Source organism: Streptomyces sp. NPDC086519, assembly GCF_040686075.1.
In the GTDB taxonomy this organism is placed as follows: Bacteria; Actinomycetota; Actinomycetes; order Streptomycetales; family Streptomycetaceae; genus Streptomyces; species Streptomyces shenzhenensis.
In genome coordinates this window covers 1-11,890 of sequence record NZ_JBFBJL010000024.1, presented here as the reverse complement: position 1 = coordinate 11,890, position 11,890 = coordinate 1, and the positions used below count along the sequence as shown (strand labels likewise).

Here is an 11,890-nt window from a genome sequence, read left to right as displayed (position 1 = left end):
AGGTCAGACGGCCTTTCGCCATACGTATTAGACGTTGAAGCGGAACTCCACCACGTCCCCGTCCTGCATCACGTAGTCCTTGCCCTCCATGCGGGCCTTGCCCTTGGCGCGGGCCTCGGCCACCGAGCCGGTGGCGACCAGGTCGTCGAAGGAGATGACCTCGGCCTTGATGAAGCCCTTCTGGAAGTCGGTGTGGATGACGCCTGCCGCCTCGGGGGCCGTGGCGCCCTTCCTGATGGTCCAGGCGCGGGATTCCTTGGGGCCGGCCGTGAGGTAGGTCTGGAGTCCGAGGGTCTTGAAGCCGACGCGGGCGAGGGTGGCGAGGCCGGGCTCCTCGGCGCCGACCGACTCCAGGAGTTCCAGGGCGTCCTCCTCGTCGAGTTCGGCGAGGTCCGCCTCCAGCTTGGCGTTGAGGAAGATCGCCTCGGCGGGGACGACCAGGGCGCGCTGCTCGGTCTTGAAGTCCTCGTCGAGCAGTTCGTCCTCGTCGACGTTGAAGACGTAGAGGAACGGCTTGGTGGTGAGGAGGTGCAGGTCGTGCAGGAGTTCGGCGCGGTCCGAGCCCTGGACGATGCCGTGGGCGAACAGCGTGTCGCCCTTCTCCAGGATCTCCTTGGCCTCCTCGACGGCCTTGACCTTGGGGGCCACGTCCTTCTTGATGCGCGACTCCTTCTGGAGGCGCGGCAGGACCTTCTCGATGGTCTGGAGGTCGGCGAGGATCAGCTCGGTGTTGATCGTCTCGATGTCGTCCTTCGGCGAGACCTTGCCGTCGACGTGCACGACGTTCTCGTCCTTGAAGGCGCGGATGACCTGGCAGATCGCGTCGGACTCACGGATGTTCGCGAGGAACTTGTTGCCCAGGCCCTCACCCTCGGAGGCGCCGCGCACGATGCCCGCGATGTCCACGAAGTCGACCGTCGCGGGGAGGATGCGCTCCGACCTGAAGATCGACGCCAGCTTGGCCAGGCGGCCGTCGGGGACGCCGACGACACCCACGTTGGGCTCGATCGTGGCGAACGGGTAGTTGGCCGCCAGCACGTCGTTCTTGGTCAGGGCGTTGAACAGGGTCGACTTGCCGACATTGGGCAGGCCGACGATTCCGATCGTGAGCGACACGTTGCGACTTCCCGTAGTGAGAGGGTGAGCGGGCCAGGGGCTGCCCGAGCCGGCGGGCCGGCCGATCCACCAGTTTACGGGGTTCGGGCCACCGGCCGGCTGCCGCGTCGAACACGTGGACAAGCTCAGTTCTTCGGCTTGGTTTCGGCGTGTCTGGGCCACGATCGGGCACATAAACCGACCTAGGTTGGTCCGATGGAGCAACGCAGGACCCGACCCCGTCAGCACGGCCCGAGCCGCGGTGCCCCTCTCGGGCCACTGCCGCCGCAGGCGAGACGGCGGCCGGCGACGGCCGAGCGCCGGCCCGCTCCGGGAAGGCCGCGTCCGGCACCCGCGGCGGGGCCCGCGCGGCTGCCGAACCCACGGCTCACGGGGCTCGGCTGCGGCCTCTTCTGCATGGCCGTGATGTTCCTGCTCGGCTTCCTGGACGACCTGGTCCTCGGGGCGTCCCTGACCGCGTACGGCGTGCTGTTCCTGCCGGTGTCCGCGCTGACCGCGCTGTGGGTGCGCGGGGGCGATCTGCTGACCGCCCCCGTCGTCGTCCCCATCGCCTTCGCCGTCGGCCTGCCGACCGTCGCCGACGGCGGTGGCGGCGGTTTCCTGGGCGTGGTGATGGGCCTGGTGACAGCCCTGTCCACACAGGCCGGCTGGCTCTACGGCGGGACGCTGATCGCCGGGGTGATCGTCATCGTCCGCCGGACGCGGCTGGTCCGGCGGCGCCGCAGGGCCTGACCTCGCCGGTTATTGCACGTGGTGCGCCGCGCGCATCGCCGCGCCCACGATCCCCGCGTTGTTCTGCAGCTGGGCCGGGACGATCTCGGCCTTGACGCCCTCGATGTACGGCAGGAACTTGTCGGCCTTGCGGCTCACCCCGCCGCCGATGATGAACAGGCTCGGGGTGAAGAGCATCTCGACGTGCGCCAGGTACTTGTTGACCCGGCGGGCCCAGTGCTCCCAGCTCAGGTCGCCGTCCTCCTTGGCCTTGCTGGAGGCCTTCTTCTCGGCGTCGTGGCCGTCCAGCTCCAGGTGGCCCAGCTCGGTGTTGGGGACCAGCTCGCCGTCGACGAACAGGGCGCTGCCGATGCCGGTGCCGAAGGTGAGCAGGATGACGACACCCTTGCGGTACCGGCCGGCGCCGAACTCCATCTCGGCCACGCCCGCCGCGTCCGCGTCGTTGACCACGGTCACCGGGAGTCCGCCGAGCCGCTCGCTGAACAGCTTGCGCGCGTCGGTGTCGATCCAGCTCCTGTCGACGTTCGCCGCCGTACGGATGTGGGTGCCGTCGCTGATCACCCCGGGGAAGGTGAGGCCGACCGGGCCGCTCCACCTGAAGTGGTCGACGACCTGCTTGACCCCGTCGGCGACGCTGTCGGGCGTCGCCGGTTGCGGGGTGAGCACCTTGCACCGCTCCTGGGCCAGGTCGCCCTTGTCCAGGTCCACGGGAGCGCCCTTGATCCCGGAACCACCGATGTCCACACCGAAGATCTGCATGGCTCCACGTTACGTCGTACGACTGACAGTCACGACGTCGGGCGACCCCGCGGTCACACAGCCGTACGGAGGCGGCTCACGCCTCGGCGCCGCTGCCGCCGCGCTCGGCGACCAGGGTCGCCGCCTCTTCGCGCAGGTCACGGCGGAGTTCCTTGGGGAGCGAGAAGGTGATGGACTCCTCGGCCGCCTTGACGATCTCGACGTCGCCGTAGCCGCGCTCGGCGAGCCACTCCAGGACCTGCTCGACCAGCACCTCGGGCACGGAGGCGCCGGAGGTGACGCCGACGGTGGTCACGCCTTCCAGCCACGCCTCGTCGATCTCTGCGGCGAAGTCGACCAGGCGGGCGTCCCGGGAGCCGGCCAGCTTGGCGACCTCCACCAGCCGCTTGGAGTTGGAGGAGTTGCGGGAGCCGACCACGATGACCAGCTCGGCCTCGGCGCCCATCTGCTTCACGGCGAGCTGACGGTTCTGCGTGGCGTAGCAGATGTCGTCGCTGGGCGGGGAGATGAGCTGGGGGAACTTCTCCTTGAGCGCGTCGACGGTCTCCATGGTCTCGTCGACGCTCAGCGTGGTCTGGGAGAGCCAGACGACCTTGGACTCGTCGCGGACCTCGACCTTGGCCACGTCCGCCGGGCCGTCGACCAGCTGGATGTGGTCGGGGGCCTCGCCGGAGGTGCCGATGACCTCCTCGTGGCCCTCGTGGCCGATCAGGAGGATGTCGTAGTCCTCCTTGGCGAAGCGGACGGCTTCCTTGTGGACCTTGGTGACCAGCGGGCAGGTGGCGTCGATGGTGGCGAGGCGGCCGCGCTCGGCCTCCTCGTGGACGACGGGGGCGACGCCGTGTGCGGAGAACATCACGATGTTCCCCGGCGGGACCTCCTCGGTCCGCTCGACGAAGATCGCGCCCTTCTTCTCCAGGGTCTGCACGACGTACTTGTTGTGGACGATCTCGTGCCGGACATAGATCGGGGCCCCGTACTGTTCCAGGGCCTTCTCGACGGCGATCACGGCGCGGTCCACACCCGCGCAGTAGCCACGGGGGGCGGCGAGCAGGACACGGCGGCCAGGCGAAGCGGTCATGGCACCCATCGTAAGGCCGCGTTCGGGGGGCGAAGATCGTGTCCGGGTGACGATCCCGGGGAGACCGGGGAGACCGGGGGGCGGCGGGCACGCGCGCGGGGGTGTTCGCCCCCGCCGCCCCTACCCGTCCCGTCCTCCAGGGGGTGCCCCCCCTTCGACCGCCCGCTCCGGGGGCTGCCGCCCCCGAACCCCCGCATCGGCCTGAACGGCCTCGTCCTCAAACGCCGGACAGGCTGGTGGGCGGGGGTGCGGGCCTGCCTTCGCCCTCGAACGCCGGACAAGCTGGTGGGCGGGGGTGCGGACCGGCCTTCGCCCTCGAACGCCGGACAAGCTGGTGGGCGGGGGTGCGGGCCTGCCTTCGTCCTCGGACGCCCGACGGGCCGGGGGCGTGAGGGTCGGCCTTCGTCGTCAACGGACGACGGGCTGGTGGTGGGGGTGCCGACCGGCTTCGTCGTCAAACGCCAGAGGGGCTGGTGCGGCGTGCGGGCCGGCCTTCGTCCTCAAGCGCAGGACCAGGTGGGGGTGCGGACCTGGCTCTCGTCCTCGAACGCCCGACAGGCTGGTGGGATGCCAGACGGAGTGGTGGGGGTGGCGGACGCCGGGCGGGGTGAGGGGGGCTGTCGGTCCGCGCCGTTACTCTCGCGGCATGGCTTTGAACACGTCCGCTGAGGTTCCCGTGCCCGTTGGTGAGGTTTCCCGGCTCATCGGTGGGTGGATCGACCGGCTGGGGGCCGTGTGGGTCGAGGGGCAGATCACGCAGCTCTCGCGGCGGCCGGGGGCGGGGGTGGTGTTTCTGACGTTGCGGGATCCGTCGTACGACATCTCGATCGGGGTCACCTGTTATCGGCAGGTGTTCGACGCCGTGGCCGACATGGTCGGCGAGGGGGCGCGGGTCGTCGTCCACGCGAAGCCGGAGTGGTACGCGCCGCGTGGGCAGCTGTCCTTGCGGGCGGCCGAGATAAGGCCGGTCGGGGTCGGGGAGCTGCTGGCGCGGCTGGAGATGCTCAAGAAGACGCTGGCCGCGGAGGGGCTGTTCGCGGCCGGGCGGAAGAAGCCGTTGCCGTTTCTGCCTCAGTTGATCGGGCTGGTGTGCGGGCGGGCCTCGGCTGCCGAGCGGGACGTGCTGGAGAACGCCCGGCACCGGTGGCCGGCGGTGCGGTTCGAGGTGCGGAATGTGCCGGTGCAGGGCGTGCACGCGGTGCCGCAGGTGGTGCAGGCCGTGAAGGAGCTCGACGCGATGGAGGAGGTGGATGTGATCATCGTCGCGCGCGGCGGCGGCAGCGTGGAGGATCTGCTGCCGTTCTCCGACGAGCAGCTGGTGCGGGCGGTCGCCGAGTGCCGTACGCCGGTCGTCTCCGCGATCGGGCACGAGCCCGACAATCCGCTGCTCGACTACGTCGCCGACCTGCGTGCCTCCACTCCTACCGACGCCGCCAAGAAGGTCGTCCCCGATGTGGGGGAAGAGGCGGAGCGGGTGCGGATGCTGCGGGACCGGGGGCGGCGGTGTGTGGAGGCGCTGGTGGCGCGGGAGGAGCGGGGACTGGCGCACGCGCTCGCGCGGCCGGCCATGGAGGATCCGCACCGGATGGTCGACGAGAGGGCCGATCACGTCGTCTCGCTGGTCGATCGTTCGCGGCGCTGCCTCGGGCATCTGCTCGACCGCGCCGACTCCGAGCTGACGCACACGCACGCGCGCGTGGTGGCTCTCTCCCCCGCCGCCACGCTGCAGCGCGGTTACGCCGTGCTGCAGAAGGGCGACGGTCACGTGGTGCGCGACGGCGCGGAGGTCGAGCCGGGCGAGGCACTGCGGGCGCGCGTCGCGGAGGGGGAGTTCACGGTGCGGGTGGACGGCTAGAGCCATGCCCTACGGGCGGATGAGATGAGAGAGGCAGCAAGCGTATGAGCAGCAGCAAGGCGGAGGAAGCGCTCTCCTACGAGCAGGCGCGGGACGAGCTGATCGAGACCGTGCGGCGCCTGGAGGCCGGCGGGACGAGCCTGGAGGAGTCCCTCGCGCTCTGGGAGCGGGGAGAGGAGCTGGCCAAGGTGTGCCGGCGCTGGCTGGAGGGGGCGCGGGCCCGGCTGGACGCGGCGCTGGCCGAGGAGGAGGAAGAGGAGGAAGGGGGCGAAGAGGAGGACTGAGCTGGGCGGTCGCTGTGAGGGGGGTCACCACGGTCGGGTTTTTGTTGAAGCTTGAATCTTTCCTGTCGTATGGTCGTGCCGTCAGCCTATCCGGACCGCGGTCCGGATTCGACCGGGATGCGACCTCTAGGAAGATCAACCATGTCTCTCGTTCTCGACCCCACCGCTCAGGACCTGCTGTTCCGCGAGGCCCGCACCGCCAACACCTTCACCGACGAGCCGGTGACCGACGAGCAGGTGCAGGCCATCTACGACCTGGTCAAGTACGGCCCGACCTCCATGAACCAGTCGCCGCTGCGCGTGGTCCTGGTCCGCTCCCCCGAGGCCCGCGAGCGCCTGGTCCCGCACATGGCGGAGGGCAACCAGAAGAAGACCGCCACCGCCCCGCTGGTCGCGATCCTCGCCGCGGACAACGAGTTCCACGAGGAGCTGCCGCAGCTGTTCCCGCACTTCCCACAGGCCAAGGACGCCGTCTTCGGCGACCGCGCGGTGCGCGAGGGCAGCGCCTCCCTGAACGCCGCCCTCCAGGCCGCGTACTTCATCATCGGCGTCCGCGCCGCCGGTCTCGCCGCCGGCCCGATGACCGGCGTCGACTTCGCGGGCATCCAGAAGGAGTTCCTGGACGACGACCACACCCCGCTGATGGTCGTCAACATCGGGCGTCCGGGTCCCGAAGCCTGGTTCCCGCGCTCCCCGCGCCTGGCGTACGACGACGTCGTCACGACCGTCTGAGCCACCCCGCGCAGAGGCCCTTGGCGACCGCGCCGCGCCGGGGGCCTCTCTCGCGTGCGCGTCGTGACACCCGGGCCACTCGGGTCACCCGGGTCACCCGGGTCAGGACGTCTTCAGTGCCGCCGCCATCTTCGCCAGCTCGGTGAAGGAGGCCGTGCCGGCCACCACCGTGGTGGAGCCGGTGGTGCCGTCCAGCACCAGCGCGTCGTAGCGGCCGCCGGTGTAGTGCGTCCAGGTGCGGTCGCCGATCTTCTCGGTCGTCTTCGTGGCCGACGCGCCCTGGGTGGCGTCGTCGATGAAGTCGGCGCGCTTCTGAGTGGACTGCTCGACCTGGACGTACTGACCGTCGGGGGTCTGGTAGCCGAGGTGCCAGCGGTCGCCGCTCTCGCCCTGGAAGCGGACCGAGGTGGCCTTCCAGGTGCCGGGCAGGCCCTGCGGCGCGGCCACCGGGTAGCTCGCCGCGCGCCGTGCCGTCAGCAGTTCGACCCGGTAGTCGACCCGCTGGATGTCGGGAGCGTGATCGTCGTGCGGTACGAGCAGGTAGATGAAGCCCGCCGCGAGGCCGATCAGGGCCAGGGAGAGGATCATGTCCCGGACCGTCTTCTGCTTGCCGTTCGTGCCTGCCACGTCCCCTATCGTCGCAGGTGCCCCTCGTGCTCATCCGTGGGGTCCCCTGCTCATTTTGTCAGCCTGGCGATAGAGTCGACGGGAAAACCCTCATCCGGCCGTCGTCGTATCAGAAAGGTGCGCTCCGATGACCGAGAATCATCATCATCTGCCGTCCGAACTCGATGTTCCCTCCGAAGCCCCCGACCGTAACCTCGCCCTGGAGCTCGTCCGGGTGACCGAAGCCGCCGCGATGGCCGCGGGGCGCTGGGTGGGCCGCGGCGACAAGAACGGCGCCGACGGCGCCGCGGTGCGTGCCATGCGGACCCTCGTCTCCACCGTGTCGATGAACGGCGTGGTCGTCATCGGCGAGGGCGAGAAGGACGAGGCCCCGATGCTCTTCAACGGAGAGCGCATCGGGGACGGCACCGGGCCCGAGGTCGACATCGCCGTCGACCCGATCGACGGGACGACGCTCACCGCCAAGGGCATGCCCAACGCGATCGCCGTGCTGGCCGCGGCCGAGCGCGGGGCGATGTTCGACCCATCCGCCGTGTTCTACATGGACAAGCTGGTCACGGGACCGGAGGCGGCGGACTTCGTCGACATCGACGCGCCCGTCTCCGTGAACATCCGCCGGGTCGCCAAAGCGAAGCGGGCCACCCCGGAGGACGTGACCGTCGTCATCCTCGACCGGCCTCGGCACGAAGGGATCATCAAGGAGATCCGGGAGGCCGGCGCGCGCATCAAGCTGATCTCCGACGGTGACGTCGCCGGGTCGATCTACGCGCTGCGCGAGGGCACGGGCGTCGACATGCTGCTCGGGATCGGCGGCACGCCCGAGGGCATCATCTCGGCGTGCGCGGTGAAGTGCCTGGGCGGGACCATCCAGGGCAAGCTGTGGCCCAAGGACGACGAGGAGCGGCAGCGAGCCGTCGACGCCGGGCACGACCTGGACCGGGTACTGACGACCGAGGACCTGGTGACCGGGGAGAACGTGTTCTTCGTCGCCACCGGGATCACGGACGGCGAGCTGCTGCGGGGCGTGCGGTACCGGTCGGAGACCGCGCTGACCGAGTCCATCGTGATGCGGTCGAAGTCGGGGACGGTGCGGCGGATCGACTCCGAGCACCGGCTGCGCAAGCTGCGGGCCTACAGCACGGTTGATTTCGACAAGCCGAAGTAACGCCTGAGCCTCGGGAGCAGGGGCGCAGGGGCTGCGGGCCGTCGGCGGCCGCGGATGCGTCGTGGCCGGTCGCGCCCACGCGGCGGAAGCCGCATACCGACTGCGGCCCCACGCCCCTGGGGGTGCACCTGCGGCGCTGCGAGATGCCGTCGGTCGCGCTCGCGCGGCGGCAGGCGTGCATCGGCGCGGTCCCCCGCCTCCGAGGGGCACGGTGCCCCCGGTCGAACAGAAAGGCGCCCTCGGTGCGGAGAGGGCGCCTTTTCGTCACCCTGCCTGGGCTATGCGGTTCGCTGCCGCTGCCCTCGCCGCCTTCTTCAGTTCCATGTCGCGCCGCCTGCGGCGGGCCAGGACCACGCGGCGCTCCGCTGCGGTGAGGCCGCCCCAGACGCCGTAGGGTTCGGGCTGGAGCAGCGCGTGTTCGCGGCACTCGACCATCACGGGACAACGGGCACAGACCCGTTTGGCCGCCTCCTCCCGGGACAGCCGGGCAGCGGTGGGTTCCTTGGAGGGTGCGAAGAACAGGCCTGCCTCGTCGCGCCGGCACACCGCCTCGGTGTGCCAGGGTGCGTCTTGGTCCCTGTCCCGCACTGGCACCCGCTGGGCCGGAACGGCAGCTACCTGCAGGGACGAATGCGGCGGTTGCAGCACGGGTCTACTCCTGACGACGGCTTCGCGAGCGAGAGACGATGCAGCAAGGCCTACCCGCTGTGCGCGGGCCTATGCACAGCGTCCCCAACAGCCGTACCACGGCGGCCAGTTCACGACCCCTGGTGCAGCTGGGCCGGGAGTGGTTCGCAAGCGTCAACGGTCCAGGTGTTTGCGCAACTTCCTGTCGACCTTGTCCTGAACCCGGTCCAGGATGTCCTCGATGAGCTTTCCGCGCTTCGGCCGCGCCTCCACGTTGCCGAGGACGGCCCAGCCGTCGACGTAGACGACCGGGGCGTCGGAGTCGACCGAATCCAGTGTGTCCGCCTCGAAGTTGCCCAGCACGCCACCGCCGGTGCCGCGCAGCGACACGTTCTCCGGGACGCGGATCTGAACGTCGCCGAAGACCGAGACCGCCTTGATGACGACCTGCTGGTACTCGAAGATCGCCTCGGTCAGGTCGAGCTCGATGGAGCCGAAGACCGCGTAGGCGTGCAGCCGGCGGCCGGCCCGCCAGCGGCCCCGGCGGCGGGCGCTGCTGAAGACGGCCACCACGTTGCTGTCCGCCTCCACGGGGATCGCGCCGGGCGTCGGCCGGGGCGGCACCGGTGTGTAGGCCGGGCCGGCCGGGCGGGCGTGGGCCGCGGGCAGGTCCCGTATGAAGACCTCCAGCTCGCCCACCGTCTTGGCATTCAGCACCCCCTCCACGCGCTCGGCGTGCTCGTCGGCGGTCAGGCGCCCCTCGGCGAGGGCCTCCCGCAGGATGTCGGCGATGCGGTCACGGTCGGCGTCCGAGGCGCGCAGCTCGGCCACCGGCGCTCCGGCGTGCTCCTGAGGGGTCTGCTTCTGAAGGTCCACGGCAGCAGAGTACCGAAACGCGATAGATCGCGACTACCCTTCGTCGCGACCTGTGGAAAACCCGTACGGTTCCCGAACTGAGCCTTACCTCACAGGTTCCGTGTCGGTGGCAGGTTCTACGCTGGTGAGGCCCGCCAGCGTCGGCGGGCAGCCGTCCGTCAGAGTGAGGAATGGGCTGAGATGCCTGAGTTCGCGTACACCGATCTGCTCCCCCAGGGCGAGGACACCACCCCGTACCGGCTGGTGACCTCGGAGGGTGTGTCCACCGTCGAGGGACCGGACGGGCGGACGTTCCTCAAGGTGGAGCCGGAGGCGCTGCGCAAGCTGGCCGAGGAGGCGATCCACGACATCCAGCACTACCTGCGGCCCGCCCACCTCGCCCAGCTGCGGCGCATCATCGACGATCCCGAGGCGTCGAACAACGACAAGTTCGTCGCGCTCGACCTGCTGAAGAACGCGAACATCGCGGCGGCCGGCGTGCTGCCCATGTGCCAGGACACCGGCACGGCGATCGTCATGGGCAAGCGCGGGCAGAACGTCCTCACGGAGGGCGGTGACGAGGCGGCCCTCTCCCGCGGCATCTACGACGCCTACAAGAACCTCAACCTGCGCTACTCGCAGATGGCTCCGCTCACCATGTGGGAGGAGAAGAACACCGGGTCGAACCTGCCGGCCCAGATCGAGCTCTACGCCGCCGACGGCGGCGCCTACAAGTTCCTCTTCATGGCGAAGGGCGGCGGCTCGGCCAACAAGTCGTTCCTGTACCAGGAGACGAAGGCCGTCCTCAACGAGGCCTCCATGATGAAGTTCCTGGAGGAGAAGATCCGTTCGCTCGGCACGGCCGCCTGCCCGCCGTACCACCTGGCGATCGTCGTCGGCGGCACGAGTGCCGAGTACGCCCTGAAGACCGCCAAGTACGCCTCCGCGCACTACCTGGACGAGATCCCGGCCGAGGGCTCGGAGCTCGGACACGGGTTCCGGGACAAGGACCTGGAGCAGAAGGTCTTCGAGCTGACGCAGAAGATCGGCATCGGCGCGCAGTTCGGCGGCAAGTACTTCTGCCACGACGTGCGCGTGGTGCGGCTGCCGCGGCACGGCGCCTCCTGCCCCGTCGCCATCGCCGTGTCCTGCTCCGCGGACCGGCAGGCCGTCGCGAAGATCACCGCCGAGGGCGTCTTCCTGGAGCAGCTGGAGACGGACCCGGCGCGGTTCCTGCCGGAGACCACGGACGAGCACCTGGACGAGTCCTCGGACGTGGTGAAGATCGACCTGAACCAGCCGATGGACACGATCCTCGCCGAGCTGACCAAGTACCCGGTCAAGACCCGGCTCTCCCTCACCGGGCCGCTGGTCGTGGCCCGTGACATCGCGCACGCCAAGATCAAGGAGCGGCTGGACGCGGGCGAGGAGATGCCGCAGTACCTGAAGGACCACCCGGTGTACTACGCCGGTCCGGCGAAGACCCCCGAGGGGTACGCCTCGGGTTCCTTCGGGCCGACCACGGCCGGCCGCATGGACTCCTACGTCGAGCAGTTCCAGGCCGCGGGCGGGTCCAAGGTGATGCTGGCCAAGGGCAACCGCAGCAGGCAGGTCACCGACGCGTGCGAGGCGCACGGCGGCTTCTACCTCGGCTCCATCGGCGGTCCGGCCGCGCGTCTCGCCCAGGACTGCATCAAGAAGGTGGAGGTCGTCGAGTACGAGGAGCTCGGCATGGAGGCCGTCTGGAGGATCGAGGTCGAGGACTTCCCGGCGTTCGTCGTCGTCGACGACAAGGGCAACGACTTCTTCCAGGACCCTGCCCCGGCTCCGACGTTCACCACGATCCCGGTCCGGGGTCCCGGGCTGGCGTAGCGCGCCGCGCGGGGCGGCGGGGGACGGGTGTTCGCCCCCGCCGCCCCTACCCGTCCCGTCCTCCAGGGGGTGCACCCCCTTCGACCGCCCGCTCCGGGGGCTGCCGCCCCGAACCCCCGCATCGGCCTGAACGGCCTCGTCCTCAAACGCCGGACGGGCTGGTGGGCGGGGGTGCGGACCGGCCC

At 70.2% G+C, this 11,890-nt stretch carries 12 protein-coding genes; 6 read left to right on the top strand and 6 right to left on the bottom strand.

The window, feature by feature from the left end; translation table 11 throughout:
* Positions 1-27 precede the first annotated feature (27 nt).
* Positions 28-1,116 carry a redox-regulated ATPase YchF gene (ychF, locus tag AB0P24_RS23065; RefSeq protein WP_365796862.1) on the bottom strand — a complete coding sequence of 363 codons (1,089 nt, stop codon included), beginning with the start codon at positions 1,114-1,116 and terminating at the stop codon, positions 28-30.
* Between the two features lie 195 nt (positions 1,117-1,311).
* Here ychF and AB0P24_RS23060 point away from each other — a divergent pair, with 195 nt between their 5' ends.
* Positions 1,312-1,848: a DUF6542 domain-containing protein gene (locus AB0P24_RS23060; protein WP_365796860.1), complete on the top strand. Its 537-nt coding sequence runs from the start codon at positions 1,312-1,314 to the stop codon at positions 1,846-1,848.
* A 9-nt stretch (positions 1,849-1,857) separates the two neighbouring features.
* Here the strand turns inward: AB0P24_RS23060 and ppgK are convergent, their stop codons facing one another.
* On the bottom strand, positions 1,858-2,607 hold the full coding sequence (ppgK, locus tag AB0P24_RS23055) for a polyphosphate--glucose phosphotransferase (RefSeq protein ID WP_365796858.1): 750 nt from the start codon (positions 2,605-2,607) through the stop codon (positions 1,858-1,860).
* Positions 2,608-2,683: 76 nt separating this feature from the next.
* Positions 2,684-3,697 (bottom strand): 4-hydroxy-3-methylbut-2-enyl diphosphate reductase, encoded by a 1,014-nt coding sequence (locus tag AB0P24_RS23050; RefSeq protein ID WP_365796856.1) that lies wholly within the window; start codon positions 3,695-3,697, stop codon positions 2,684-2,686.
* A gap of 637 nt (positions 3,698-4,334) precedes the next feature.
* Here AB0P24_RS23050 and xseA point away from each other — a divergent pair.
* The 3 genes from xseA (at position 4,335) to AB0P24_RS23035 (ending at position 6,559) form a co-directional block, all read left to right on the top strand.
* Positions 4,335-5,543, top strand: coding sequence for an exodeoxyribonuclease VII large subunit (xseA, locus tag AB0P24_RS23045; protein ID WP_365796854.1), 1,209 nt, complete (start codon positions 4,335-4,337; stop codon positions 5,541-5,543).
* 44 nt (positions 5,544-5,587) lie between these two features.
* Positions 5,588-5,827, top strand: a complete 240-nt coding sequence (locus AB0P24_RS23040; RefSeq protein WP_365796852.1) for an exodeoxyribonuclease VII small subunit — start codon at positions 5,588-5,590, stop codon at positions 5,825-5,827.
* A gap of 141 nt (positions 5,828-5,968) precedes the next feature.
* Positions 5,969-6,559, top strand: a complete 591-nt coding sequence (locus tag AB0P24_RS23035; protein ID WP_365796850.1) for a malonic semialdehyde reductase — start codon at positions 5,969-5,971, stop codon at positions 6,557-6,559.
* A 102-nt stretch (positions 6,560-6,661) separates the two neighbouring features.
* On the opposite strand, the gene AB0P24_RS23030 is transcribed toward AB0P24_RS23035, so the two are convergent.
* Positions 6,662-7,186, bottom strand: a complete 525-nt coding sequence (locus AB0P24_RS23030; protein WP_365796848.1) for a DUF4245 domain-containing protein — start codon at positions 7,184-7,186, stop codon at positions 6,662-6,664.
* A gap of 127 nt (positions 7,187-7,313) precedes the next feature.
* On the opposite strand from AB0P24_RS23030, the gene glpX reads away from it, so the two are divergent.
* The gene (gene glpX / locus AB0P24_RS23025) at positions 7,314-8,351 is read left to right on the top strand and encodes a class II fructose-bisphosphatase (RefSeq protein WP_365796846.1); all 1,038 of its coding nucleotides are present in this window, start codon (positions 7,314-7,316) and stop codon (positions 8,349-8,351) included.
* A gap of 264 nt (positions 8,352-8,615) precedes the next feature.
* Here the strand turns inward: glpX and AB0P24_RS23020 are convergent, their stop codons facing one another.
* Positions 8,616-8,999 (bottom strand): WhiB family transcriptional regulator, encoded by a 384-nt coding sequence (locus AB0P24_RS23020; RefSeq protein ID WP_089099070.1) that lies wholly within the window; start codon positions 8,997-8,999, stop codon positions 8,616-8,618.
* Positions 9,000-9,152: 153 nt separating this feature from the next.
* Positions 9,153-9,854, bottom strand: a complete 702-nt coding sequence (locus AB0P24_RS23015; protein ID WP_365796844.1) for a DUF1707 domain-containing protein — start codon at positions 9,852-9,854, stop codon at positions 9,153-9,155.
* A gap of 180 nt (positions 9,855-10,034) precedes the next feature.
* Here AB0P24_RS23015 and AB0P24_RS23010 point away from each other — a divergent pair, with 180 nt between their 5' ends.
* Positions 10,035-11,705 (top strand): fumarate hydratase, encoded by a 1,671-nt coding sequence (locus AB0P24_RS23010; protein ID WP_365796842.1) that lies wholly within the window; start codon positions 10,035-10,037, stop codon positions 11,703-11,705.
* Positions 11,706-11,890 lie beyond the last annotated feature (185 nt).